The organism is Paraburkholderia flagellata (genome assembly GCF_021390645.1).
Classification (GTDB): Bacteria; Pseudomonadota; Gammaproteobacteria; order Burkholderiales; family Burkholderiaceae; genus Paraburkholderia; species Paraburkholderia flagellata.
Genome location: NZ_JAJEJT010000004.1, coordinates 139,989 through 165,580, shown reverse-complemented (window position 1 = coordinate 165,580; position 25,592 = coordinate 139,989). Strand labels below are relative to the sequence as shown.

General features: G+C 64.0%; 25 protein-coding genes. 15 read left to right on the top strand and 10 right to left on the bottom strand.

Annotation, left to right across the window (positions count from 1 at the left end; genetic code table 11):
- Positions 1-10: 10 nt before the first annotated feature.
- The 3 genes from L0U83_RS31395 to L0U83_RS31385 are packed head-to-tail and all read right to left on the bottom strand — an operon-like array spanning position 11 to position 2,750.
- Positions 11-1,039 (bottom strand): acyl-CoA dehydrogenase family protein, encoded by a 1,029-nt coding sequence (locus L0U83_RS31395; protein ID WP_233888094.1) that lies wholly within the window; start codon positions 1,037-1,039, stop codon positions 11-13.
- Between the two features lie 13 nt (positions 1,040-1,052).
- Positions 1,053-2,219, bottom strand: coding sequence for an acyl-CoA dehydrogenase family protein (locus L0U83_RS31390; RefSeq protein WP_233888093.1), 1,167 nt, complete (start codon positions 2,217-2,219; stop codon positions 1,053-1,055).
- A 60-nt stretch (positions 2,220-2,279) separates the two neighbouring features.
- Positions 2,280-2,750: a MaoC family dehydratase gene (locus tag L0U83_RS31385; protein WP_233888092.1), complete on the bottom strand. Its 471-nt coding sequence runs from the start codon at positions 2,748-2,750 to the stop codon at positions 2,280-2,282.
- Between the two features lie 310 nt (positions 2,751-3,060).
- Between L0U83_RS31385 and L0U83_RS31380 the strand changes: the two genes are divergently transcribed.
- The 3 genes from L0U83_RS31380 (at position 3,061) to L0U83_RS31370 (ending at position 6,688) form a co-directional block, all read left to right on the top strand.
- Complete coding sequence (locus L0U83_RS31380) at positions 3,061-4,368, top strand: MFS transporter (protein WP_233888091.1); 1,308 nt, start codon at positions 3,061-3,063, stop codon at positions 4,366-4,368.
- A gap of 61 nt (positions 4,369-4,429) precedes the next feature.
- Positions 4,430-5,719 (top strand): CaiB/BaiF CoA transferase family protein, encoded by a 1,290-nt coding sequence (locus L0U83_RS31375; RefSeq protein WP_233888090.1) that lies wholly within the window; start codon positions 4,430-4,432, stop codon positions 5,717-5,719.
- Between the two features lie 132 nt (positions 5,720-5,851).
- Positions 5,852-6,688 carry an IclR family transcriptional regulator gene (locus tag L0U83_RS31370; protein WP_233888089.1) on the top strand — a complete coding sequence of 279 codons (837 nt, stop codon included), beginning with the start codon at positions 5,852-5,854 and terminating at the stop codon, positions 6,686-6,688.
- A gap of 186 nt (positions 6,689-6,874) precedes the next feature.
- Here L0U83_RS31370 and L0U83_RS31365 read toward each other — a convergent pair whose 3' ends face one another.
- A complete protein-coding gene (locus L0U83_RS31365) occupies positions 6,875-7,132 on the bottom strand; it encodes a hypothetical protein (protein ID WP_233888088.1) in 258 nt (85 codons plus the stop codon).
- A gap of 700 nt (positions 7,133-7,832) precedes the next feature.
- On the opposite strand from L0U83_RS31365, the gene L0U83_RS31360 reads away from it, so the two are divergent.
- The gene (locus L0U83_RS31360) at positions 7,833-9,137 is read left to right on the top strand and encodes a DUF3300 domain-containing protein (protein ID WP_233888087.1); all 1,305 of its coding nucleotides are present in this window, start codon (positions 7,833-7,835) and stop codon (positions 9,135-9,137) included.
- Positions 9,138-9,147: 10 nt separating this feature from the next.
- Complete coding sequence (locus L0U83_RS31355; protein ID WP_373321180.1) at positions 9,148-10,077, top strand: DUF2950 domain-containing protein; 930 nt, start codon at positions 9,148-9,150, stop codon at positions 10,075-10,077.
- Between the two features lie 201 nt (positions 10,078-10,278).
- Here L0U83_RS31355 and L0U83_RS31350 read toward each other — a convergent pair whose 3' ends face one another.
- The gene (locus L0U83_RS31350) at positions 10,279-11,532 is read right to left on the bottom strand and encodes an FAD-dependent oxidoreductase (protein ID WP_233888086.1); all 1,254 of its coding nucleotides are present in this window, start codon (positions 11,530-11,532) and stop codon (positions 10,279-10,281) included.
- 261 nt (positions 11,533-11,793) lie between these two features.
- Positions 11,794-12,057, bottom strand: a complete 264-nt coding sequence (locus L0U83_RS31345; protein WP_233888085.1) for a hypothetical protein — start codon at positions 12,055-12,057, stop codon at positions 11,794-11,796.
- Between the two features lie 297 nt (positions 12,058-12,354).
- Here L0U83_RS31345 and L0U83_RS40620 point away from each other — a divergent pair, with 297 nt between their 5' ends.
- On the top strand, positions 12,355-12,486 hold the full coding sequence (locus L0U83_RS40620) for a hypothetical protein (RefSeq protein ID WP_267939620.1): 132 nt from the start codon (positions 12,355-12,357) through the stop codon (positions 12,484-12,486).
- 3 nt (positions 12,487-12,489) lie between these two features.
- Positions 12,490-12,741 carry a hypothetical protein gene (locus L0U83_RS31340; protein ID WP_233888084.1) on the top strand — a complete coding sequence of 84 codons (252 nt, stop codon included), beginning with the start codon at positions 12,490-12,492 and terminating at the stop codon, positions 12,739-12,741.
- A 16-nt stretch (positions 12,742-12,757) separates the two neighbouring features.
- Here the strand turns inward: L0U83_RS31340 and L0U83_RS31335 are convergent, their stop codons facing one another.
- The 3 genes from L0U83_RS31335 to L0U83_RS31325 form a co-directional block, all read right to left on the bottom strand.
- Positions 12,758-14,134 carry an NCS2 family permease gene (locus L0U83_RS31335; protein WP_233888083.1) on the bottom strand — a complete coding sequence of 459 codons (1,377 nt, stop codon included), beginning with the start codon at positions 14,132-14,134 and terminating at the stop codon, positions 12,758-12,760.
- A gap of 13 nt (positions 14,135-14,147) precedes the next feature.
- Positions 14,148-14,405 carry a hypothetical protein gene (locus L0U83_RS31330; RefSeq protein WP_233888082.1) on the bottom strand — a complete coding sequence of 86 codons (258 nt, stop codon included), beginning with the start codon at positions 14,403-14,405 and terminating at the stop codon, positions 14,148-14,150.
- A gap of 145 nt (positions 14,406-14,550) precedes the next feature.
- The gene (locus tag L0U83_RS31325) at positions 14,551-15,999 is read right to left on the bottom strand and encodes a DEAD/DEAH box helicase (RefSeq protein ID WP_233888081.1); all 1,449 of its coding nucleotides are present in this window, start codon (positions 15,997-15,999) and stop codon (positions 14,551-14,553) included.
- 256 nt (positions 16,000-16,255) lie between these two features.
- Here L0U83_RS31325 and L0U83_RS31320 point away from each other — a divergent pair, with 256 nt between their 5' ends.
- From L0U83_RS31320 to L0U83_RS31290, 7 genes are all read left to right on the top strand, one after another.
- A complete protein-coding gene (locus L0U83_RS31320) occupies positions 16,256-17,686 on the top strand; it encodes a DNA-binding protein (RefSeq protein ID WP_233888080.1) in 1,431 nt (476 codons plus the stop codon).
- A 313-nt stretch (positions 17,687-17,999) separates the two neighbouring features.
- On the top strand, positions 18,000-19,229 hold the full coding sequence (locus L0U83_RS31315) for an ABC transporter substrate-binding protein (RefSeq protein WP_233888079.1): 1,230 nt from the start codon (positions 18,000-18,002) through the stop codon (positions 19,227-19,229).
- A gap of 85 nt (positions 19,230-19,314) precedes the next feature.
- Positions 19,315-20,526 (top strand): ABC transporter substrate-binding protein, encoded by a 1,212-nt coding sequence (locus L0U83_RS31310; protein WP_233888078.1) that lies wholly within the window; start codon positions 19,315-19,317, stop codon positions 20,524-20,526.
- Positions 20,527-20,554: 28 nt separating this feature from the next.
- Positions 20,555-21,427, top strand: a complete 873-nt coding sequence (locus L0U83_RS31305; RefSeq protein ID WP_233888077.1) for a branched-chain amino acid ABC transporter permease — start codon at positions 20,555-20,557, stop codon at positions 21,425-21,427.
- Positions 21,428-21,432: 5 nt separating this feature from the next.
- Positions 21,433-22,422, top strand: coding sequence for a branched-chain amino acid ABC transporter permease (locus L0U83_RS31300; RefSeq protein WP_233888076.1), 990 nt, complete (start codon positions 21,433-21,435; stop codon positions 22,420-22,422).
- Complete coding sequence (locus L0U83_RS31295) at positions 22,409-23,149, top strand: ABC transporter ATP-binding protein (protein ID WP_233888075.1); 741 nt, start codon at positions 22,409-22,411, stop codon at positions 23,147-23,149. The genes L0U83_RS31300 and L0U83_RS31295 overlap by 14 nt, the downstream gene beginning before the upstream one ends.
- Positions 23,142-23,843 (top strand): ABC transporter ATP-binding protein, encoded by a 702-nt coding sequence (locus L0U83_RS31290; protein WP_233888074.1) that lies wholly within the window; start codon positions 23,142-23,144, stop codon positions 23,841-23,843. Before L0U83_RS31295 ends, L0U83_RS31290 begins: the two co-directional genes overlap by 8 nt.
- Before the next feature lie 71 nt (positions 23,844-23,914).
- Here L0U83_RS31290 and L0U83_RS31285 read toward each other — a convergent pair whose 3' ends face one another.
- Positions 23,915-24,319 (bottom strand): rhodanese-like domain-containing protein, encoded by a 405-nt coding sequence (locus L0U83_RS31285; RefSeq protein ID WP_233888073.1) that lies wholly within the window; start codon positions 24,317-24,319, stop codon positions 23,915-23,917.
- 102 nt (positions 24,320-24,421) lie between these two features.
- Here L0U83_RS31285 and ftrA point away from each other — a divergent pair, with 102 nt between their 5' ends.
- Complete coding sequence (ftrA, locus tag L0U83_RS31280; protein ID WP_233888072.1) at positions 24,422-25,405, top strand: transcriptional regulator FtrA; 984 nt, start codon at positions 24,422-24,424, stop codon at positions 25,403-25,405.
- Positions 25,406-25,592: the final 187 nt, after the last annotated feature.

Below are 25,592 nucleotides of genomic sequence, written 5' to 3'. Positions count from 1 at the left end.
AGTGGCGCGATTAAGTCGCCACCGCCGCCGCTTCGTCGAGCGCATCGTAAATGCCGATGACCCCGGCAGCAACGCTGCTCCAATGATCGATGGCATGCGTGCCGACGACATCGTCCCAGAACGACTCCGATCCATATTGCAGACGTTGCGCGTGCAACCGCCGCGTATAGAGTTGCAGGTCGTACTCTTCGGTGATGCCCATCGCGCCCACTAGTGCGTGCGCGCCGTTCGCCACCAGCGGCGCAGCGCGGCTCGCGCGCGCCTTCGCGATGGCCGCCGCGATGCGCTGCTCCGAAGTGTGGTGCCCCGCGCAGCCCAGCTGGGCCGCGACACGCGTGGCGGCCACATGCTCGGCCATGACGCTCAGTTGTTGCTGCACGGCCTGGAACTTGCCCAGCGACCGGCCGAACTGCTGGCGGTCGTTCACGTAGCCGAGCGTCATGTCGAATACGCGCTGCATGCCGCCCGCCATTGTCGCGGCTGTGGCGAGCGCGCCCAGTTCGCCCACGCCACGCACGGTTGCGGGCAGCGCGCGCGCCGCGTGCGCGGGATAGGTGAGCGTGGCGTCGAGGCTGTCTCCATGAGCGCGCAATTCGGCACTGGCGAGCGGGACGAGGCTCGCGCCATCGGCGGTTTCGACGATGAGCGTGTCGGCCACGAGCCCATATGGCACGAACGCCGCGCCGTGCTGCGAGGCATTGCCAAGCGCAATGGCGATGGGACCGCGTGGCGCTTCGACGCCCGCGCGTGCCAGCAGCTCGCGCGCGATCATGGTGTGCGCGGCGGGCAGCGGCAGCGCGTGTGCGCCGAATTCGAACAGCGCGCCCGCCGCGGCGGCGAGGCGCATGCCCGAACCGCCTTTCTCCTCAGGCACGAGCGCGTCGAGAAAGCCAAGCGCATCGAGCTGGTCCCATAGGGCGCGTCCCGCGTTGCGCTCGCGCGCCGCTTCCACGGTGCGCACGAATTGCGGCGTGCAGTGACGCTCGAGCACGTTGTGTGCCGATTCGGTCAGCATGTCATCCACGGTGTTCTTCTCCATGTTCGTCGTTCGTTTAGCGCAGCCCGAGGCCGCGCGCGATCATGCCGCGCAGGATCTCGCGCGTGCCGCCGCGCAGCGAATACGACGGCGCGATCTTCGTCACATAGTCGAGCGTATCGGCAAGCTCGCGGGTCACGGCTTGCTGCGGATGTGCGCCGAGCGCGTCGCCGATCAGCGTGGGCACGCTCTGCTCGAAGCTGGTACCGAGGTCCTTCACCAGGGCGGCCTGCGTGGCGGGGCTCGCACCGTCGGCAAGCGCCCCCGTGACGGCCACGGACATCGCCCGCAACGTGGCCAATTCGGTCACGAGCGCGCCGAGTGTGCGGCGCTCGCTCTCGCCAACCGGCGCGCGTGTTGCGCGGGTGGCTTCGCGCAGCGCATGCGCCCATTCTTCGAGCAGTACGATGCTCGAATAAATGCGCTCGGGGCCGCTGCGCTCGAACGCGAGTTCGGCGGTGACCTGCTCCCAGCCCGCGCCTTCGGTGCCGATCAGCGCGCTCTCGGGCAGTTCGACATCGTCGAAGGTGACTTCGGAGAAATGCGCGTCGCCGGTGAGATCGCGGATCGGCGCGATATGCACGCCCGGCAGCGACAAATCGACGATCAGTTGCGAGAGCCCGCGATGCCGGTCCTCGGGCGTGCCCGAGGTACGCACGAGCGCGATCATGAAGTGCGAGTGCGGCGCGTTGGTCGTCCAGATCTTGCGGCCCGAGAGACGCCAGCCGGTGGCCGTGCGCTCGGCGCGCGTGCGTACGCTCGCGAGGTCGGAGCCCGCGTTCGGCTCGCTCATGCCGATGCAGAAAAACGCCTCGGCCGTGCAGATGCGCGGCAAATAGAACGCTTTCTGCTCCTCGGTGCCGTAGCGGGCGATGAGCGGGCCGCTCTGGCGGTCGGCGATCCAGTGAGCCGAAACCGGCGCGCCGGCCGCAAGCAGTTCTTCCACGAGCACGAAGCGGGCGAACGGACTGCGGCCGCCCCCGCCATATTCGCGCGGCAGCGTGAGGCCCAGCCAGCCATGCGCTGCGAGCTGGCGGCTGAAGTCGGCGTCGAAACCGAGCCACGAACGTGCGCGCACGGCGGGCGGCACGCCTTTGAGCGCTTCAGTGAGAAATACGCGCACCGGTGCACGTAAGGCTTCGTCTTCGGGGGGAATCGTTCTGAGTGCGAAAGGGTCGTTCATAACGTGCTGCGCTTTACAGCGCAGTTCCTGGCAGTGCGAAGTCATTGGGCGCTTGCGCGCTCATTCGGGGCGGCCGGCGAGCATGCGCTTGACCGTGTACGAGAGCACGAGTTCGTCGCGCTGGTTGAGCACTTCGACGCGGCTCGTCACCACGGCGCGATTGTGCTTGGAGGTGGGCTTCACTTCCTCGACTTCCACCACGCCGTAGATCGTGTCGTTGACGAGCACTGGAGCGTGAGCCTTCATCGAGAACTCGAGCATGGCGAGCCCGGTGCCTTGCACCATGGTCTGAAATAGCAAGCCTTCTATCAGGCCGCTCGTGAGCGCGCCCGGCACGGGGCGGCCGCTCATGGCGCCGTGCTCGAAATGTGCGTCGATGAAGATCGCCTCCAGCATGCCGGTAGCCGAAATGAAATTGACCAGGTCGGTTTCCGTGACCGTGCGCCGGAACGTGCGAAAGCGCTGACCCGCTTGCAGCTCCTGCCAGTAGAAACCGCGTCCGAGCAGTTGGGCGTCTTCATGTGTCGTCATGCCTGTCTTCCTCCGTTTTGGATGGCGCATCCGCGCCGGTATCGTGTTCCGATTCTAGAATCGTGTTTCGATATCGGCAACATGGTTCGAATATCGGAACGGAGTGATCTAGCCGAGCTTCGGCCATAACATATTGTTTATAAAAAGAAAACGGCGGAAAAATCGGTGCTTAGAGGGTATACGCCAGGCTTAAACGACGTTCTACATTCAGAATCCAGTGCTACATTCGGAACCGGAGACCGGCTTAGCCGGCCCAGCAGCCAGAGCGATTCGAATAAACCTGAAAACAGGAATCAAGGAGACAAGCTGGATGAACGCCAACCCCGAGATCGCGCAGGCAGGCGCGGCGGCCGAAGCGGTGCCGCGACGCACGGCCAGCGTCATATTTGCCGGCAGCGTCGGCAACGTGGTGGAGTGGTTCGACTGGTCGGTGTACACGACCTTCGCGATCTACTTCAGCAAACAGTTTTTTCCCGCGGAGAACGACACCGCGTCGCTGCTCGCGACTTTCGCGGTGTTCGCCGTGGGCTTCTTCATGCGGCCGCTGGGCGGCTGGGTGATCGGTGGCTTTTCAGACCGCTTCGGGCGGCGCGCCGCGCTCACGCTCACCATCATGATGATGGCGGGCTCGTCGCTGCTGATCTCCGTGCTGCCCACCTACACGACGATCGGCGTGCTCGCGCCAGTGCTCATGACGGTGCTGCGCATGGTGCAGGGCCTCTCGGTCGGCGGCGAGTACGGCGCGGCCACCACGTTCCTCGCGGAATCCGCGCCCGCGAAACGTCGCGGGCTGTATGGCAGCTTCCTGTTCTTCAGCATCGCGGCGGGCCTGCTGCTCGCTTCCGGCCTGGCCAGCGTGATGACGGGTGTGATGTCGAAGGAAGCGCTCGTGGCGTGGGGCTGGCGCGTGCCGTTTTTCATTGGCGGGTGCGGTTCGCTCGCGGGCTTCTGGATGCGCCGCAACGTGGGCGAAACGCACGCGTTCGAGCAACTGCGCCGTTCGGGCCGCATCGAGCGCCGCTCGCTGTGGTGGACGTGGACGCAACATCGCACAGCCGTCCTGCGTCTCGTGGGCATTAGCGTGCTGGGTGCGTTCAGCTTCTACCTCTTCATCAGTTTCATGCCGATCTACGCGATCCGCCACGCGGGCGCGACACCGGGCGACGCGTTTTTGGCGAGCACGCTGAGCATTGCCATCTTCATGGTCGCGCAGCCGTTTTTCGGCGCGTTGTCGGATCGGTTCGGGCGGCGTCCGCAATTGATGGTGTTCGCGGCGGCCTATCTCGTGTTCCTGTATCCCGTGGTGCGCTCGATCGGGCCGAGCGTGACGTCGATGCTGCTCGTAGAATGCTTCGGTTTGCTGACTTATGGACTCTATTCGGCCATCGCGCCCGCGATCATGGCCGAGCTGTTTTCGACCGCGGTGCGCGGCATTGGCATTGGCGCCGCGTACAACCTCGTGGTCGCGTTGCTCGGCGGCACAACGCCGTATCTCATGACCTGGCTGCAATCGCAGCAGCGTGAGGGCTGGTTTCTCGTCTACGTGTGCGCTGGCGCGGCCGTGAGTCTTGTTGCTTACTGGCGCATGCCCGAAACGGCGGGCAAGCCGCTCGAATGAGCGTTGCGCTCACACCGCGCATGATCATGTAGTTCCGCAATCCAGGCAGAGGTCAATTCACATGCAGCAGCAGACGAGAGCAGCATCGGTATCGCAGTCAACGAAAACGCAACAGCGCAGCCGCCCGCTGGAAGGCATACGGGTGCTCGATCTTTCCCGCGTGCTCGCAGGTCCGTGGTGCACGCAGAATCTCGCCGATCTCGGCGCGCAGGTGATCAAGATCGAACGGCCTGGCCCAGGTGACGAAACGCGTTCGTGGGGGCCTCCCTATCTGCGCGACGAAGCTGGCCGTGACACGGTGGAGAGCGCGTATTACCAGTGTGCGAACCGCGGCAAGCTTTCGATGGCGGTGGACATCGGCGCGCCCGAAGGCGCCGCGCTGATCCGCGAACTTGCGCGTCAGTGCGACGTGCTGGTGGAGAACTTCAAGGTGGGCGGCCTGAAGAAGTACGGGCTCGACTATGAAAGTCTCGCAGCGCTCAATCCCGCGCTGATCTACTGCTCGGTCACGGGGTTCGGTCAGAACGGGCCGCTCGCGCACCGCGCCGGATATGACTTCCTCATTCAGGGCATGGGCGGCCTCATGAGCGTGACGGGCGAGCCCGACGAGACGTCCGGCGGCGGTCCGCAAAAAGTCGGCGTGGCGGTCACGGATCTGATGGCCGGCATGTACGCGACAACGGGCGTGCTCGCCGCCGTGATCGAGCGGCAGCGCAGCGGCCTTGGCCAGCACATCGACATCGCGCTGCTCGACTGCCAGCTGGCGATGCTCGCGAACCAGTCGATGAACTACCTCTGCTCGGGCGACGTGCCGCGGCGCCTGGGCAACGCGCATCCCAACGTCGTGCCGTACCAGACCTTCGCGGCCAGCGACGGCCATCTGATTCTCGCGTGCGGCAACGACAGCCAGTTCCGGTCGCTGTGCGGCGCGATGGAACTGAACGAACTCGCGGCGGACCCGCGTTTTGCCACCAACAGCGCGCGCAGCGTGAATCGCGCGCTGCTGTTGCCGGTGCTCGAAAAGGCGTTCCGCACGCGCACGCGCGACGCGTGGATCGACGCGCTCGAAGCGTGCGGCGTGCCGTGCGGGCCGATCAACGACGTGGCGCAGGCGTTCGGCTCCGAGCACGCGCGTGCGCGTGAAAGCGTGCGCCGCATTGCGCATCCGCTGGCGGGCACGTCGCCGAGCGTGGCAAGTCCGCTGCGCTTATCGGCCACGCCTGTTCAATACGACGTGCCGCCCCCCTTGCTCGGCGAGCACACGCGCACGCTGCTCGACGATCTGCTCGGGCTCGACGCCGCGCGCATCGAGGCGCTGTGCGCGAGCGGCGCGATCGGCACAAGCGCGTGACTACATACGCGCGGCGAGCAGGAGCAATCCGTTTGAGCAGGCACAGGCCATATCGTCACGGCTGGTTCGCATTCCTTTCGAGAGCAGAGCGGCATGTATAATTTTTCGCACCGTTCAACCGTCAATCGATCCATGGCGCACCACTCCGAAGACCGTGAACCGGGCACCGAATCCACCGTGTCGCCCGGGCCGCGGGCCACTACGCGCATCGTGCAGGTGCTGCGCATTCTCGCCGACCATCCGCAGGGCGCCACGCTCACCGAACTCGCGGACTTGAGCGCCACGCCGAAAACGAGCCTCCTTGCGCTGCTGCGCGCGCTCACGCACGCGCACTATCTCACGCATGACGGCGGCAAATACGCGCTCGGCGTAGAAGCATTCAAGCTCGGTGCGGCCATCGTCGCGCAACGACGCTTTCCCGAAATCGCACGCCCGGTGATGGAGCGCCTGGCGCTCGAAGCGGGCGAAACGATCCTGATCGGCCAGCTCGCGAGCGACCGGCCTTCCATGGTCTATGTGATGTCGGCTCAGAGCCGCAGTGCGATCCGCTTCATTGCGGGCATAGGCGAGCGGCGCGAACTGTTTTCCTCCTCGGGCGGGCGCGTGTTGCTGGCCGCAATGAGCGAGGCGCAGCAGACCGAGTATTTCCGCACAGCCGAGTTGCGTGCCCACACGCCTGCCACGCGCACGCAAAAGCGCGAGTTGAAGGCGCTCCTCAAGGAAGTGGCCGAGACCGGCGTGGCCGTCACGGTCGAGCAGAGTTCCGCCGATGTGGTGGGCTTTGCCGCGCCGATCCGCGACGAGTCGGGCGCGGTGATCGCGGTGCTCGTGATGGGCACGCCGGTAAGCCGAGGCGTGCCGGGCATGGAGCGCTTCAAGGCGCTGATCGCGCGCGGCGCGGCGGAAGTGTCGGCGCTGCTCGGGTATGCGGGGCCCAGTACGCTGGCGCTTTCAAGGCCGGTGGCATAACCTGGCTCGCCGAACCCCACGATGGCTGCCCTATGATCGGGCAGCTATTTTTCTAACTGGATAATTGATTCGCAGGACGAAGTGATTTCCGCGTTTTCTCTCGATCTGTCACTTGCAACCATTCAACATGTGGCTCTGCCGCATGGTGCCGGATCAGTGCCAGGCTGGGCACGTGAGCGCGAACACTCAATACTTGATCTCCCTGGCCGCTTGACGGCCGTTCTGCTTCGTTTGTCGCTTGTCCTGCCGACATTGCGAATTGCTCTTCTGGTCCGTCGCCCTGCATTCCTGCTTTGTATGGCGCGAACCCTGGCGCGTTTCCTGGCGAACATCACGCCCGGCGCGACGTTGTTGAGCCTGTTCAGTAGCCCATGAGGTTCCCGTGGAAGCTGTCACAAGCAGCGCAATGAACGTGACCGCGAACTTCCGGGTCCATGAAAACATGGCGATCTCCGAAGCAGGTTGAGTGTAGGCATTCCACGCCGACGATCTTCTGTTGCCGTGTTCGCGCCACTGGCGACCAGACGGGTGGGATCATCGAGGCGACGCAAACGTGCAGCGCGCATGCATCCCAGCGCCGACGTGCCAGCGCACGGTCCGCCCCGGCGGAAGGACAGCTTTGACGAAGGGTGCCACGTGCTGAGACCCAGTCAATCGGACTTAGGTCCTAGGTGCCGGCAAGAAGGCCGGCTCCTGTCCCGCCTTCTTGATTTTTCAAGAATATCAAAAGGATTACGAAATAGAGAATCGCAAGCTGTATCAGCCGAAATAGTTGATCCCCGGGACGATCATCAGCCGCCTGTTCCATTCGACGGAAACCGCCCCCGAACTGCCCATCGCACGGGTACAACCCCACCTGCGATTCTTCGACCCTAAGCCGACCTTGCGGCCGGCTCTTGCCATCGACGGGAGACATCGCGGAATTGGTAGTCTAAGGATCAGACCAAGGTCCGATACCAAATAGGCGGAACGGCGCATAGGCTAAAGCCTCCCGCCGGGAAACTGTCACGCGGACGCCAACGGAGATTCAGCGCGGAGCTGACACCACGAGCAGCCGATCATTCAGCCATGCTGCTTTCAACGGGTCGCTGCACTGCATTGAACGCATCGCTTTCCGCGCCACCATCCGCCGGAAGGAGGGGAGATGACCAACTGGAACGTACGATGGATAAGGGCCGCACTCTTCTGGCTGATTCTGCTGGTGGCGGCTCCTGCCTTTGCGGATCGCGGTCCGGACGGCCCCGCACCCTACAAGCCGGAGGAGATTGAAGCGCTGGTTGCGCCGATCGCCCTCTATCCGGACCCGGTTCTGGCTCAGGTCTTGATGGCGTCCACGTACCCGCTCGAAATCGTCTATGCGGCGCGCTGGGTGAAAGCGAACCCTGATCTAAAGGGCGATGACGCCGTGCAGGCGGTCCAGAACCAGACCTGGGACACCAGCGTGAAGTCTCTGGTTGCATTCCCCCAGGTCCTGGAGCCGATGTATGACAAGCTGGACTGGACGCAGAAGCTCGGCGACGCGTTCCTTGCACAGCAAAAGGACGTGTTCGCTGCGGTGCAGCGGTTGCGCTCGCGCGCAAACGAAGCAGGGAACCTGAAGTCGAACGAGCAGCAACAGGTCCTCGTTGAGCCGGCGGCCACTGGAGAGACGTCCATCGTGCGGATCGAGCCCGCCAATCCACAAGTGATCTATGTGCCCGCTTACGACCCGGCCGTCGTGTACGGCGCATGGAGTTACCCGGCCTATCCGCCGTACTACTGGCCACCGTATCCCGCCTACTACCCCGGTTACTATCCAGGTGCGGGGCTCGCGTTTGGCGTCGGCCTTATTGCGGCCGGTGCGATCTTCTCGGACTGCAATTCGTGTTGGGGCGGAGGCGACATCAACATCGATTCGGACAGGGCGAGGAACGTCGACCGTAACTTCGACAGTTCGAAGCGCAAGAACGCAGAGAGGGGCGGCCGCTGGCAACACGATGCAGCCCATCGTCAGGGCGTCGCCTACCGGGACAACGCCACGCGCGACAAGTTCGCGGGTGCGCCCGGGGCCGACAGGCGGTCACAGTATCGGGGACGCGGTGCCGAGGCAGGTAACCGCGTGTCCACGGCCGATCGTCCGGGCGCGGGCAACCGGCCCACGACCGCCGACAGAGGCGGCGCAGGCAATATTGGGTCGGCGGCAGACCGTTCCGCTGGCGCGAACCGGGGTGGTGTGGCCGATCGCAGTTCCCCCGGCAATACGAACCGCGTCAGCAACGGCAATCGGGGGAGCTATGGCGGTGGATATGGCAGCGGGCGCGACGGCGCGTTTTCTGGCGTCGGGGCGAGCGGGAATGTTTCGCAGCGCAACTTCGACAGGGGAAGCCGAAGCATGCAGGGTTCGGGCTTTAACCGGCCAGCGGGCGGCGGTGGTATGCGCGGCGGCGGTGGTCGCGGCGGCAGACGCTGAGGAGCGAAGCATGAACAGTCATCCACGCGGTATGCGCAGTTTGCTGACGCTGACGTTCGCGAACCTCGCAGCAGCCGTTGCGCTGTCGGTCGCGACCGTGCCCCAGGCGCACGCACAGCAAAACTTCAGTTCGCCAGAGGCAGCGATGAATGCGTTTGGCGACGCCGTCATCAAGGATCGTGAGGATACCTTACGCAAGATCTTCGGCAACGACTTTCGTGAGCTGATTCCACCCTTGGGCGCGCCAGTGCGGGATACCTTCCTGGCCGAGTGGGCCAAGTCCCATACCATCGAGCCAGGGGAAGCCGGACACGCGCGTATCGTCGTGGGCGACGATGGCTGGACCTTCCCGGTTCCGATCGTCAAGAGCGATCAGGGATGGCATTTCGATACACGGGCTGGCGCTGAAGACATGCGCTTGCGGCGCATCGGCCGCAACGAGCTGGCGGTCATTCAGGCGATGATGGCGATCTTTGACGCGCAGCGCGAATACGCGCAGAGCAATCACGATGGCGCAGGGGTCCTCGCCTACGCTTCGAAGATGGTCAGTTCGCCCGGTAAACATGACGGCCTGTATTGGCCAACCGGCCCGGATGACACGCCCAGTCCGCTCGGCGCGGCGTTCGTTGATGCGAGTTCGCGCAATGCGCAGAACGCCGGCTACTACGGGTATCACTTCAAGCTTCTGGAGTCACAGGGGCCAAACGCGCCTGGTGGCGCCTATGACTACGTTGTTAAGGGCAAGCTGTTTGGCGGCTTCGCGGTCATTGCCTGGCCGGCGCAGTACGGCGAGACGGGCATCAAAACGTTCATGGTGAGCCATTCCGGTCAAGTCTATGAGCGCGACCTCGGGCCGGAGAGTGCAGCGAAAGCGCGTGCCACGAAGTGGTTCGACCCAGGGCCCGGCTGGAGCAAGGTGCCCGATCGCGATAGTGAGTGAGGTGTCCGACGGTACGCGGTCCAGTCAGTTGAGGGGCGAAAGTCCGCTCATGGCCCTGTACCCCGAAATACCGTCATCGATTAGAACCTGTGCTCCCCAAAGCCGCTCACGTTGATGAAGAGTGCGCGGCCTTTGCACGAAGGGCCATTTACAGCCCAACATGCATTCGATCAAGCGGGCGTTGGCAAACTTCCGTACCGCTCAGGATGCGCCGCATTTGCTGGGCGGCAAAATCCCATCCTCGACGAAAAATCGGCGGCGCGCGGTTTCGTCCGATGGCGCCTCAGGCCCCAGCCCTCTGATATCGGGCACGCGATCGGGCTCCATCGCCAGGCACGGCAGAACGCGGGCGCGGCGCTCGTCAGCCATCTTTCCTCGTTCGTATAGCAGTTGGGCGAGCCAATCGTGCAGACGGTGCAGGGCGGCGTAGTATCGGTCGTGCTCAAAAGCGTACGCGTGCGCAGCGGCGTCCCAGTCATCGCCCGCAAGCAAACGGTGAAGAAGTACCCTGACGTCACGCAGTGTCAACGACAGGCCGCCTCCCCAGGACGGGTCACTGGCCGCCGCGGCGTCGCCAACCAGCACCACGCCGCCGTTGCAGGGATGGTCGACCCACGTATCTGCACCCGGATATGCCGCCAGTGGACCAATGACGCGTGCGTGTTCGAACCAGTCGCGCGGCACGCCCGTGTCGACACACGCGTCCAGGAATTCGCCTGTGTGCCCATTCCCGCTGATGGGCCGCGCAAGGTGCGCGACGCATGAGACAAAATACGTGCGAAATCGCTGGCTGCCGATCGGATAGATCAGTGCGGTCTGGCCCAATGCCGGGCGCTGAAAGTGGTGGATCGCGTCTTCCGGGGCATCCAGCCCTTCGTACAGGACCCCGGAAACAACCAGTCGTCCGGAATCCTGATTAAGAGAAAAGCCCGCGGTCCGGCGCACTACCGACCTGCTACCGTCGGCGCCGACCACGAGGCGCGCCTTCACCCGATGTTTGCCTTCGTCCGTACGTATCTCGGCAACCGGCGCCTTACCCGGTGCGTCACCGGGTTCGATGCCCACCACCTCGGCGCCGCGCAGCACAATCGCCCCGGATGCTGCTGCCGCGTCGAGCAGGGTGCGCTGCATCGCCGGGTGAAAAAAATTCAGACACACAGTGTGTGCGGGAGTCGTGGCGGCAAGGTCCCGGCAATCGCTACCACCCGGTCCCGAGTATTTCTTCCAGAAGGGCACCACGTGCGCCCCATCCTCGAGAAGCAGGCGATCAATCCCGAGCGCGCTGGCTTCGACCACGCCCCACGGGAAAATGCCCTCGCCACGCACGCGGTCCCTGAACGTCGTTTCGCGCTCGACAATGAGCGTGTGCGCCCCGGCACCTGCCAGTGCGCGGCCAAGCGCGGCGCCCCCAAGGCCACCGCCCGCGATCACGACGTCGAAGCTGGACTGTGTCATCTGGAGGCCTCCGCCGCAAACAACGTTAGTAAACCGGCGTCGAATGAACAGGCTTGAGTGAACCTCGCCGCGCATTCGGTCCTCGGTATTATGCAACTTGCATGCTGTGATACACCAGGATTCAGTGACCCGCCAGCCCGCGCTCGAGCTTGCGACCGGTCTACTCCGCGCGTAGGTCGTGAGGCTGATTGCCTGTTCGGGCGCGTCCGGTAGTTCGGGACAGTCGCGGACACGGCAAACAGACAGTTGAGGTGAGAGTATTCAGGAGGCCGAAAAATAACAGGCTAATAGATGGGTCGAATCCTGCCCCAAAGCGCTCGTTGAGTTTGCCGAAGTATTGCTTAAAGCAGACTTCGCTTCATCGCTTTCCGGCGTCTCAAGCGAAAATTGCACCGGAGATGCCTGTAGCAAACGCTCAACCTCAGACATGGCTGCGACCAGCCTGCGTCGCTGCTCGTCGCCGAGCGGCTCGAGCGCACGTAAAGCGAGTGCGTCGGGGAACCGTTCGAGTTTGGCGCTTTCCATAAGCCACTTCTCAGTCAGGCAAGCCCCGCGTACGCGGCGTCGTTCGAATGGGAGAGGACGGCAACACGGCTTTGTCTCTCAAGAGTCGCTAAAGCCCGGCTCACATACCCTGAATCAAGGCTAGCCGCGCGCGAAGACCGTCAACCTGCGCGCAGGAGGAGGGGCTTAAGCGCTCATTGGCGACCGGATGACGCATACAAATACATTACAGTGCCGGTATAGTTGACTTTTCAATTTGATGCTTCAGCCGTCTCGCCCACGATGCCGACGGGCTTCCCGGCTGACCTTGGGGAAATCATGGACTTCACTCTCAAGCGGATTTTTCTCGCATTCCTGGTTGCGGGTCTCGGTACGCTCGCACTGGGCCATATCTGCGAATACGGTGCGAGCGTCACACGGGCCGTGAGCGCCGAACAAAGCAAATCCTGACCGGTGCAGCGCTCAACCATACCTGCCGCTGCCTTTCCCACCTGCTACGTCATGAAAAGAGAACTGATCGCGCTGTCGCTCCTCGTTACTGCCGCCTCGCTGGGCGCATATCAAACCGCGAAGGCGCAAATGCGCGAGGACAGCCCTTGCGCCGTTTCTATCAAACAGAAAACACTCGTGATCGGCGGTTCCACGGCGACCTCGAATCTAGAGCGCAACACCGTGTTCGTCCGCCCTGAGCCCATGGAAGTGTGAGCACTCACCGAGGGAATCAAAGTTGGGCGAGCAAGAGTACCGAAAGCGCGGCGACCACCCACATCGCCGGTTTGACTTCCTTGACTCGTCCCATGAACAGTTTCAGCACGACGAAGCTCAGAAAGCCCCATGCGATGCCGTCACTGATCGAATAAGTTAGCGGAATCAGAATCATCGCAATGAACGCCGGGATCGCTTCGTCGAATTGATGCCATTCGATCTTCGTGATCGATTCCATCATGAAAACGCCGACGAGAATCAGCGCAGGCGCAGTCGCGATCGCCGGCACGAGCGAGAGCAGCGGCGAGAGGAACAGGAACGGGAGAAAGCACAGTCCCGCGACTACGGCGACCAGGCCCGTGCGCCCGCCCGCGGAAATGCCGGCCGCCGATTCAATATAGGCGTTCGCAGGACTCGTGCCGAGCGGCCCCGAAACGAGCGCGGACAGCGAGTCGACGATCATCGATTCCCGGATGTTGCGCGGATTGCCGTTTTCGTCGAGCAGATTGCCCGCCTCCGACACGGCCATGAATGTCGAAAGCGCGTCGAAGAACGACGTGAACAGCATCACGAAGATGAAGGGCCAGTAGGCGAACTTCAGCGCACCGAGCAAATCGAGCTGACCAATGGCCGAGAAGTCCGGGACGGCGAAAAGCCCCTTCCAGTTGACGAGCGTCTTCGTCGCAATCGCGGCGGGCCAGTAGGCCGTGCCGTCGCCCCACCAGCGCCCGATCGGTATTGCTAGCAGCGTGGTCACAACGATACCGATCATCAGCGCGCCCGTGACGCGCCGCGCAACGAGCACGCTCGCGACCGCGAGCCCGACGAGGAACGTGACGATGACGGCGTTCAGATGCGTCCCGTGCACGATCGTGACGGGATCGCTGACGATGAACTTCGCGTTCACAAGCCCAATCAGACTGATGAAGAGACCGATGCCGCAAGACACCGCATGGCGCAGGTTGGCGGGAATCGCATCGACGACGAGTTTGCGCACATTGAACGACGCGAGCAGTGCGAAGATCACGCCCGACCAGAACACGCAGCCAAGCGCCGTTTGCCACGACATGCCTGCGCCATGCACCAACACGAAAGCAAACAATGCGTTCATGCCCATGCCGGGTGCCACGAGCACGGGATTGCGCGCGTAGAGCCCCATCGCGCAGCTGCCAAGGAAGCTCACGATCACGGTGGCGGTGAGCGCGGCTGGAAATGGCACGCCGCCCTGCGAAAGAATGCCGGGATTGACGACGATGATGTACATCGACGTCAAAAACGTCGTGATGCCGCCGACGATTTCGACCTTCACGCTCGAACCTGCCGCCCGGATGCCGAAGTAGCGGTCGAGCGCGGAGAGGGAGGAAGGCCCTCCGGTATCGCTGATACGATTCATCGCATCGCCTCGGTCATTGCGTAGCGGCAGGCATACCGCTGCGCGGCAGGGGACGCCATGCATTCGTTGGGCGCAACGAATGCAGAGTCCTTTCAATTCGACCATGTAATCCGGCTTTCCGTGCAGTCATACGCACCCCGCAGATCGTGTAGGAGAACGGAATCGTTTGCAGAAAAAAGCTGCGACCAAATTTGAAATGCAACGCTGTGCTGGTGTACCGTGCGCCACCAGGAAAGATCTTACCAACAACTTGCAGGCCGAAGACGATCATAGACTCTTCGCTGCCGGGGACCGGCGTCACGGCCACAGTGCGCCGTTGTCCGCCGACCTGATGTACGCAGAAGTCGCGCCGCTGCCTGCCCGTGCGCCGCAAACCGCCAGCCTGTTCCAGGGCTGGCGTTCCCCATCTCCACGGATCAGGGTTGGCGTTTGCCGCGGCCACCAACGGGTTTGCCAGCCGGCTTACGTGAACCCGCAGCCGGCTTGCCGGCCGGTTTGCTGCGTGGCTTTTGTGCGCTGAATGGGTTAGCGCTGGACAAGCTTTTGCCTTTACCCGCAGCCACAGCGCGCTGCGCCGCAGGCTTGCCTTTGTTTTTTTCGCCACTTTGCGGTCGGGGCTTTTTGCCGGGCAGCTGCATGGCGCCCGGCGCAGCTTGCGGCACTTTGGGCTTCTTGGGCTTTTTGGGTTTCTTGATGAGCTCGCCCGTCGTGCTGGTTTGCGGCACGCGGTGTTCGGCTTCAAAACCCGGCTCTTCTTCACGGGGCAGCGTTTGCCGGATCAGCGCCTCGATCGCGGCCAGTTGCGGCGCTTCATCGGCACACACGAGGGACACCGCCACGCCGCTTGCGCCCGCGCGGCCGGTACGGCCAATACGGTGCACATAGTCTTGCGCGACAATCGGCAGATCAACGTTGATCACCAGCGGCAGGTCGTCGATATCCAGCCCGCGCGCAGCCACATCGGTGGCGACCAGCATGTTGACTTCGCCCGTCTTGAAGCGCTCCAGCGCACGCAAGCGCGCGGGTTGTGGTTTGTCGCCGTGGATGGTGTCGACCGCGTAGCCTGCTTCATTCAGCATGGCCGCCAGGTAGTCCACGCCATTGCGGGTTTTGACGAACACCAGCGCGTGTTCCCACTTGTTTTCCGCCACAAGGTGCATGAAGAGGTCAGGCTTGTTCCTTTTATCCACCGGCACCACCCACTGCTTGATCTTGCTGGCCGTGGCATTGGGCGGGCTGACGCTGATATTGACCGGGCCGCGCAGAATGCCCGCCGCCATGGCGCGGATATCGTCGGTAAACGTGGCAGAGAACAGCAGGGTCTGGCGCTGAGCGGGCAAGGCGGCAAAGACGGCGTTGAGTTCGCGCGCGAAGCCCAGATCCAGCATGCGGTCGGCTTCATCCAGCACCAGCGCTTGTACTTGATCGAACTGCACTGCGTTCTGCCGATTCAGATCCAGCAAACGGCCCGGCGTGGCAACGAGCACATCCACGCCTTTGCGCAACTTCATCATCTGCGGGTTGATACTCACACCGCCATAGGCGGCCAGAAATCGCAAGTCGAGGCCTTGGCCATAGGCGACAAAGCTTTGCAGCAGTTGTTCGGCGAGTTCACGCGTGGGCACCAGCACCAGAACACGCGCGCGGTTGCTGGACACCGCCGGGCCGTGTTGCACGAGCCGTTGCAACAGCGGCAGCGCAAAACCCGCCGTTTTGCCAGTGCCGGTCTGTGCCGCAGCCATGACGTCCTTGCCACTGAGCACAGCAGGAATCGCCTTGACCTGCACCGGCGTAGGTGTCTGGTAATTGAGGTCCTGCACATTACGCAGCAAGGGATCGATCAGGCCAAGCGAGGCAAAAGACATCGGCGTATTCCAGGCTAAAGCCGCAATTCTAGTCTCCTATCGCATTTGAGCGCGCAGCATATTGGGCTGCTCCGGTGGATCCCGTCCATCGCGCCGCCGCTCTGGGCTGCGGCACCGGTTGCATGCGAAGCGCGCCGATAAGCGCAATTCCATGAACACCCCCCCTTAAACCCGGCTTTTCCATCGATTAACCGGGGGGTGGTTCGCCGACAATCTCCAGAAACGCGGGGTGGGCTCGCACTTTCTCGAGGCAGATATGTCAAGCAGCATTACGATCACCGACGAACTGGTTGCTGAAATCGCGGACCGGATGGCCGACGAGGGCCAGAAGGTTTCTCCCATGGCCATTTGGTCCGAAGTTCATACCGGCTCGGTGGTCGCAGTCGCTGCGTCGCTGCGCAAGTGGCGCGAAGAGCGCGCGCCGCGCGTGCCGCAGGTCGTGGAGCGCCCGGCCTTGCCGGAAACCGTGACGGACACGATGCGCGACGCGCTCGACCGTCTGTGGACCTCCGCGCAGGACGAGGCCGAGCGCGCCGTGGCGCGCCGCCTGCAGTCGATGCGCGAGCGCGTCGAAGACGCCTGCAACGAGCGCGACAATGCGCTCGAAGAGCTGCAAACCACCGTCCAGGAACTCGACGCCCTGCAAGTCCAACTGGACAAGATGTCGCGCGCCTACGAGACGAAGGACGATGCCGGGGCGGGTCTGGAGGAAGACATCGCGAGCGCGATGCAGCGCGCCGAGGCAGCGGAACAGCGCGCCGAGGAGCTGGCGGAGCGCGTCTCGACCCTTGAGGCGGAACTGGAGCGCGCGGTCGCCGAACTGGCAGCCGAGCGCGAGACGCATGCGAGGCAGGCGGCTGAAGCCGAAGCCGCAGAGGCGGCCGGGCAGTCCGAGCAGGCCGAGCCTGTCGCCTCGATCGAACATGACGAAGCGGAGGGCGCCGCGCTGGCAGCGGCTCATGCCGAAGCCGTTGCGAAGCTCGAAGGCGAACTGGAAGCCATTCGCGCGGCGCTGCAGGCCGAACAGGAAGCCCACGCGGCCCAGCGCGAGCAAGTCGCCGGTGCGCAGGCCGAACGCGACGCCGCCGCAACCGAACTGCAAAACGCCCAGCAGCAGCTCGCCAGCCTGAACGACGAGCGCACGGCCGACGCTTCCGAAATCGCACGTCTGTCGGCCAGCTTGTCCGAGGCGCAGGAGCGCGCCGAAGCCGCGCAGCAACGCGCGGCCGAACTGGCCGAAATGGGCGAATTCGCCAGTGCCGCGGTGTCGAGCGAAGCGGCCGAGGGCGCAGCCGAGGCACAACCCGCCGCCGCCGACCCGGAAGAAGTCGAAGCGCTGAAGGCGCAACTCGCCCGCGAGACGGCAACGCACGCCGCCGCGATTACCGATGCGCGTGAGAACATCAAGCGCTGGTCCGAATACGCGAACGGTCTGAAGCAGCAACTGGCCCAGGCCAACGAAAAGGCGATCGTGGGCCTCGCCCGCAGCGCCGGCGAAGCCTCGCTGAGCCGCCGCCTCGCTGCCGAGCTGGGCCAGGTCGTGCCGGAGCATGAACTGCTGCGCAAGGAGGCCCAGCAGCAAGTGGTCGTCGAAGCGGTCAGCGCTCATCTCGAGCAACAGGGCTACGCCTACGACGCCAAGACTGGCATGGTCTCGAAGCTGAGCACCGAAAACGTGCCTGCGTGAGCGCGTCATAGACCGTACCCTTGATGGTGCATCGCCAGTGCGGTGCGCCGAGCCGTTCCCAATGACCGCTGCCTGAGTGCAGCGGTTTTTTTTCGCCCCTCCTCGATGGATCCGCAGGCTGGATATGCCCAGGCATTGGGACAAATGCCGACTTCCAGCCAGCCGAACGCCTGCTTTCCCGAAAACGAATTGTTGGCCTTGCGCGCCTGAACCACACTGGCACCTGTCCAGTGGCGCGCACAAACGATTCAAGCGGCCGCCGCGCAGCAACACTCCAAAGTATACAAAAGCCCCCGAAGGCAAAGGAGGAGACATGACGCGACTCAAGAGGCGCGCGCAGCACGCGAAGATCGGCAAATACGAGCGGCCCGCACAGACGCACCTGCGCGGCGCGCTGGCGGCGGCGCTGGCCATCGCACTCGCGCCGTCGCTCGCGCACGCCACGGAATGGCGCGTGGGCGTGGAACTGCCGCTCACCGGCGCGCTCGCGCAGGCGGGCACCGAGATGTACCGCGGCATCCAGGTGGCGGCCGACATCTATAACCGGCGCCATCCGCAGGACAAGATCACCCTCGTCGCCGTGGACGACGAATCGAACCCGGCCAAAGCCGTTGCCGCCGTCGAACAGCTCGCCTCGCAGCACGTCGTCGCGATTGCGGGCGCGGCCAATTCGAACTGCGCCGGCCCGGCGTCGGAGGCCGCGAGCAAGGCAGGACTCGTCTACGTGACATCGGGCGGCACCAGCGACGACATGGTCACGCGCGGCCTGAAGAACTTCTTTCGCGTGAGCAATACGCCGGGCTACACGAAGGGCATGGCGGGCCTCTTCAACACGCTGGGCGTGAAGTCGGTGGCGATCGTCTACTCGACGAAGGACGCGACGAGCGACCTCGCGAGGCAGCTTGACGCGGCGCTCAAGGCGCAGGGCGTGAAGACATTCCTGCATGCCTACGATCCCTCGATCAGCGACTTCAAGCCGCTCATCAACAAGATCAAGCTGCAGGACAAGCCGGACGCCATGGCGATGCTCGGCTATGAAAACGACTACGTGGGCATTCTGCGCGCCTCGCGCGTGCTCAAGCCCGACCTGAAAGCGATAGCGGCGCCGTGGGCGTTTGCGAGCCCGAAGATGGCGCAGTCGTTCCCCGACCTCGTGCCGAACGTGTATGGGGCGACCGTGCTGTCCTCGCCGGCTGACTACCGCTCGGCGGACCAGCGCGACTTCTCCGATACCTACCAGCGGCTCTTCAAGACCAGCTCGAACTATCAGTCGCAGACGTCGTTCGTCTACGCGCAACTGCTCTTCGACGCGATTGCATCCGCTCAGAAAGCCGGCACGCTCGACAAGGGCGGTCTTGCCGACACGCTGCGCGCCACCCAGCGCGACGACACGTTCCTCGGCAAGGTGGCGTTCGACGCACGCGGCGACAACACGAACTACGTGGCGCACATGGGCCAGTTCGCGCACGACGGCAAGCTCGCGCTCGTGTGGCCCGCAAACTACGCGACGGCGAAGCCAGCGTATCCGGGCGTACCGTGGTAAGAAAAACATAGAACAACGAAACAAGGCGAGCGCTGCGTTTGAACGGTGCCGCTACCTGTCACCGAGACTAAGGTTTGGAGGTTCGATGGTCCGCTTCGCTACTCGCAGCAAGCCGCGCGCCCTCGTGCGCGCGCTCTTTCGCATCGGCGCGGGGGCGGCTGGCGCCTGCGCGCTGCTCGCCCACACGCCCGCCGCATTTGCTGACACGCTGCCCGTGGGCGTGGAGTTGCCGCTCACCGGCTCGATGGCGCGCGCAGGCAACGCGCAACTCGAAGGCATTCGCCTCGCCGCCGATCTCTTCAACAAGGGCAGCGGGAAACATAAAGTCGCGCTGACCGTGGTCGACGACGAAGCGCAGCCCGCCAAAGCCGTTTCCGCGGTGGAAAAGCTCGCCTCGCAAGGCGTGCTCGCCATTACCGGCGGCTACGGCTCCAATTCGGTGAGCCCGGCCTCGGAAGCGGCTGACAAGGCAGGCATCGTCTATATCACCTCGGGCGCCGTGGACAGTGCGATGACCTCGCGCGGCCTCAAGCACTTTTTCCGCATCGGGCCCGCATCGGGCTACTCGAAGGCCGTGGTGGGGCAGTTGAACGCCATGGGCGCGAAGTCGGTTTCGATTCTCGCGTCGACGAAGCAGGCCACCACCGACCTCAGCAACGAAGTTTCCACGCAACTGCGCGCGCAGGGCGTGACGGTGACCGTGCATGCGTTCGACCCGGCGATGACGGACTTCAAGCCGCTCGTGAACAAGGTGCGCTTGCAGGACAAACCTGAAGTTCTGCTGATGATCGCTTACGAGAACGACTATATCGGCATTTTGCGCGCCGCCAAGGTGTTGCGTCCGCAATTGAAAGCCGTGATGGGCGCGTGGTCCATCGTCACGCCGAAGATGACCAGCGATTATCCGGACCTCGTGAACAACGTGATCGGCTGCGCGATGCTGCCGTACCCTGCGGACTTCGGCACGGCAGACGGCAACGCCTTCGTGGAGGCCTATCAGGCTGCGTATCACAAGGAGCCAGACTACCTGGCTGAATTCGCCTACGTGCAGTCGCGTCTGCTGTTCGACGCCATGTCGCGCGCCGCCGACGCGGGTACGCTCAAGCAGGACGGCATTGCGGCCGAACTGCGCGCGAAGCCGCACGACACGCTGATCGGCAAGGTGAGCTTTGCGCCGAACGGCGACAACCCCGCGTTCCTGAACAACATGGCGCAGATCCAGGGCAATCGCATCGTGCTCGTGTGGCCGAAAGATCGCGCCACCGGCAAGCTGAACTACCCTGCGCTGCCGTGGTAATTGCGCGCGCAACGAAGAAGGAGCCGCGATGACGGAACTATTGCTGCAATCGCTGTATTCCGGCGTGCTCGTGGGCGGCGCCTATGCGCTCGTCGCGCTGGGGCTCGCGCTGGTGTTCGGCTCGATGCGCATCATCAATCTCGCGCACGGCGAACTGGTGCTGCTTGCCGCCTATATCGCCTACACGTTCGAGACGAAGCTCGGCCTCAATCCCGTGTTTGCGATTCCAGTGGCGATTCCCGTGGTATGCGTGGCTGCGGCGGCTGCGTGGTATCTCGTGAGCCGCATCAAGCGCGACCGCGAGCTGAACTCGCTGATCCTCACCTACGGTATCGGCATCGTGTTGACCAATGCTGTGCTGCTGGGCTGGGGCGCCGATGTGCGTTCGACCGGCAGCGCCTGGTTGCAGGACAGCGTGATGCTCGGCAACCTGCTTTCCATGCGCAGCGAAGTGCTCTCGTTCGGCATCAGCGTCGTGCTGATGCTTGCGCTCTGGTGGTGGCTCTCGCGCTCCTGGTATGGCCGCGCCGTGCGCGCGATCTCCAGCAACCGCGACGCGGCGCGCCTGATGGGCATCGACCCGCGCAAGACCGAACTGATCTCGTTCGTCGTTGCGGGGTTGCTCGCCTCGTGCGCGGGCGTGTCGATCTACGCGTCGAGCGCGATCCAGCCTTCCATCGGCGAGGCGCTGACCGTCAAGGCGTTCATCATCACCGTGCTCGCGGGCGTGGGCTCGATTCCGGGCGTGCTGGCGGGCGCGATGCTGCTCGGCATTACCGAGGCGCTCACCGTCACGCTCGCCAGTTCGGCGTTGCAGGAACTCGCGGGCATGCTGCTGTTTCTGCTCGTGCTCTACGTGCTCCCGAACGGCTTGTTCGGCGTGGCAAAACGAAGGGGATGAGATCGATGTCGACATTGAAAACCACAACGGCCTGGTCGGGCCAGCGCCTGGCCGTGCTCGCCGTGGTGCTGGCCGTACTCTACGCGGGCGTGCCGCTCGTGTTCGGGCAGAACCTGTATCTCATGAGTCTCGCGGTGGCCTCGCTCACGATCGCGGGCGTGGCGCTGGCGTGGGCGCTGCTGGGCAACCTCGGCGGCATGGTGAGCTTTGGGCATGCGGCGTTTTTTGGCGTCGGTTCGTATATCTCGGCACTCCTCACGCTGAAGGCCGGCTGGCCCGTGTTTCCCGCGATGCTCGCGGGCGGCGTGGGAGCGGCGATCGCCTCCCTCGCCATGGCGCCTGCGCTGCGCCTGAAGGGGCCGTACTTCGCACTCGCGATCCTCGCTTATGCGCAGATCTTCCGCATCATCGCGACGGAATGGTCCGATCTCACCGGCGGCGCGAGCGGTCTGTCCAGCATTCCGGGGCTGCCGAAGGTGGCGGGCTTCGACTTCGGCAGCAAGAGCGGCGGCTATCTCGTCGTGCTCACGCTCGTGCTCGTGTTCGCCGCGATCTATGCGCGGCTGCGCGGCAGCCATGTGGGACTCGCGCTGCGCGCCATGCACGAGTCGGAGGACGCCACGCGCGTGGTGGGCGTGAACAGTGTGATGCTCAAACTCGCCATGCTGATGCTCTCGGCGCTGATGACGGGGCTCGTCGGTGCGTTCAACGCGCATTACATCAATTTTCTCGAACCCGATTACGCGTTCAATGCGAGCTGGGCCGTCGTGCCGATCATCGCGGCGATCTGCGGCGGCTATCGCACCATACTCGGACCGCTGGTGGGCGCGGTGACGGTCTATCTGGTGGATCAGCTCGTGCTCAAGAGCCTGCTGCCAACGGGCCACCAGATTGTGCTGGGCATGTTGCTCGTGGCGATGATCATCGTGAGCCCCGCGGGTCTGACCGCGCTGCGCTTCAAACGTACCCGGCGAGGTGTTTATGCAGCAAGCTGAACAGGCAGCGCAGCTGCGCTTGCAGGACGTATCGATCCGTTTTGGCGGTATCACGGCAGTCAATGGTGTTTCGCTGTCGCTCGGAACGCGCGACGTCGTGGGATTGGTTGGCCCGAACGGCGCAGGCAAGACGACACTCTTCAACGCGATTTCAGGGCTCGTGCGGCCCACGAGCGGTTCGATCCGCTTCGGTGACGTGGATCTTTTGAAATCGCCGCTCTATCGACGCGCGCGCCTTGGCATCGGGCGGACGTTCCAGGTGCCGCAGCCCATGCACGAACTCACGGTGCGCGAGAACCTGATCGTCGCGCAGCGCTTCGGCACGGGGCGCGTGGACGAGGCGCGCATCGACGAAATCCTCGCGTTCCTGGGTCTCGAAGCCAAGGCGCAGCGCGACGCGGCCACGGCACTTGCGCTGACCGAACTCAAGGCGCTCGAGGTGGCGAAGGCGCTTGCCACAGGGCCGAAGCTGCTGTTGCTGGACGAGGTTTTGGGCGGCCTGGAGACGGCCACCAAGCGCCGCTTCATGCAAACGCTGCTGTCGGTGCACGATCGATACAACGTAGGCATCCTGATCATCGAGCACGATATCGAAACCGTGATGAACCTGTGCCGCCGCGTGTGCGTTCTCAACTTCGGCAAGCTGATCGCCGATGGCCCGCCCGCTGAAGTGTTCCGCGATCCCGAAGTCGTGCGCAGCTATACGGGGGAGGCCGCCCATGCTTGAGGTCAGCAGCGCCCGCGCCGGCTATGGCGCGATCAACGTGTTGTGGGACGTATCGCTCAATATCGCGAGCGGCGAGGTCACGACCATCGTGGGCCCGAACGGTGCAGGCAAGACGACGCTGCTGCGCGCGATCATGGGGCTCGTGCCGCTGGAGCGCGGACAGATCACGTTCGACGGCGCGCCGCTCGCGGGCGTGCCGACCTGGGACATGGCGCAGCGCGGTATTGCGATGGTGCCCGAAGGACGCATGATCTTCCGCGACATGTCGATCGAGGAGAACCTGATGCTGGGCGCGTTCGCAAAGACGCGGCGCGCCGGGGCGAAATCGCAGCTCGAAGAGGTCTACGCGCTGTTTCCACTGCTCAGGGAGCGCCGGGCGCTGGCGGCAGGCACGCTGTCGGGCGGTCAGGCGCAGATGCTGGCGTTGGGGCGCGGGCTCATGTCCTCGCCGCAGCTCATGCTGATCGACGAGCCTTCCCTTGGGCTTGCGCCCGTCATGGTGCAGGAAGTGTTCGCGATTCTTGAACGTCTGAAGGCAGCGGGGCGGACCATCGTACTGGTGGAGCAGAACACCAACATGGCGTTGCGCCTCGCCGATCAGGTGTATCTCATGCAGGGCGGCAAGGTCACGTTCGCTGCGCGCGCGAAGGACGTGAACGTGGATGAGCTTCACGACATGTACTTCGCGCGCTAGCTTTCACACCGCGCCGATATCGAGGCAGTTCTGCGCCCCACCCACAGCGCATTGCGCACGCGCGGGGGCGCTTATCGCGCCTCTTCGACGGCCAGTTGGAAGCCTTCGTCGAGCCAACCCGTTACACCGCCGATCATCACCTTGACAGGTCTTCCCAACTGCGCGAGCCGGATCGCACCACGCGTTGCACCATTGCAATGCGGACCGGCGCAATACGTCACGAACAACGTTTCGGCAGGATATGCAGCGAGCTTCGACGCGACGATCTTCCCGTGCGGCAGGTTGACTGCGCCCGGCACATGGCCTGCCGCATAGAGCGCGGGACCGCGAACGTCGAGCAGCACGAATTCCGGTGGTTCGCTGCCCGCGAGCGCTGCATGCACATCGGCGCAGTCGGTTTCGAAGCGCAGCGACGCGTTGAAATGCGTGAGCGCTTCAGCGCTCCCGGCGGCAGGAATGGCGGATACGAGCGACATGAATGTGTCTCCTGAATGTCGGGTTGAAGTGGCATCCATTGTGTGCAGCAGGCTGCATGGCAAGCTAGTGGCGCGATTGCCAATCTCCGGTAATATCGCGCCATGAACGAATCGACCAACCATCTTGTCGTCGCGCTCGCCTACGACAGGCTGTGTACCTTTGAATTCGGGTGCGTGACGGAATTTTTCGCGCTCGAGCGGCCGGAGCTGGACGTCGACTGGTATCGCTTCGCTGTGTGCGCGGGGGAGCGGGGGCCGTTGCGAGCTGCCGGTGGCATCACGGTGCAGGCACCTTATACGCTCGCGATGCTCGATCGGGCGCAGACCATCGTCATACCGGGCTGGCGCGATCCGGACGAGCTGCCGCCCAAGCCGTTGCTCAACAAGCTGAGTGCGGCCTACGCGCGCGGCGCACGCCTTTGCTCGATTTGCTCCGGTGTGTTCGTGCTTGCGGCCGCGGGGGTGCTGGACGGCAAGCGCGTAACGACGCATTGGCGGTATGCCGAGCGCCTGCAGCAGCGCTATTCGAGCGTAATCGTGGAGCCGCAGGCCCTCTACGTCGACGAGGGACAGATATTGACCTCGGCGGGTTCTGCTGCAGGGCTCGATATGCTGCTCCATCTCGTGCGGCGAGATCATGGCCCTGCGGTGGCCAACCGCGTGGCGCAGCGGCTCGTGGTCGCGCCCCATCGCGAGGGCGGGCAGGCACAGTTTGTCCCGCGCCCCATGCCGCCCGACGAAGCCAGCCGTCTCGCGCAACTGATGGACTGGGTGCGAGCGAATCCGAGACGTGAGTACAGTGTCGAGTCGTTGGCCGCCAAGGCCTCCATGAGTCCACGGACGCTGCAACGGCAGTTTCGCGAGGCAACGGGCATGGGGCCGTACGAATGGGTTTTGCGTGAACGCGTGGCGGTTGCGCGCGACCTGCTCGAGTCTCGGCCTCGCCTCGCCATCGCACGTATTGCCGAGCTTGCGGGCTTCGGTTCGGAAGAATCGATGCGGCGGCACTTCAGGCGTATCGCGCTTACGAGCCCGACCGCGTACCGGGCGAAATTCGGCGCACGCTCAGTTGGCGAGACTGCGTAAGACAACCCGCGCACCCGCCGGCAACCATATGGCAATCATGCTAGGATGCGCGCTTTCGTCCGTATGGATCATGGCGCGCGCCCGCGCAGGCCGCTTCGAAGCGGCGCCATGCCGCCGCTTCGCGCGCCGACCTTTCCCCCGCTCGCCTTTCGAGCCAACGCGACGCGTGGGGCGTGGTGACGTCATC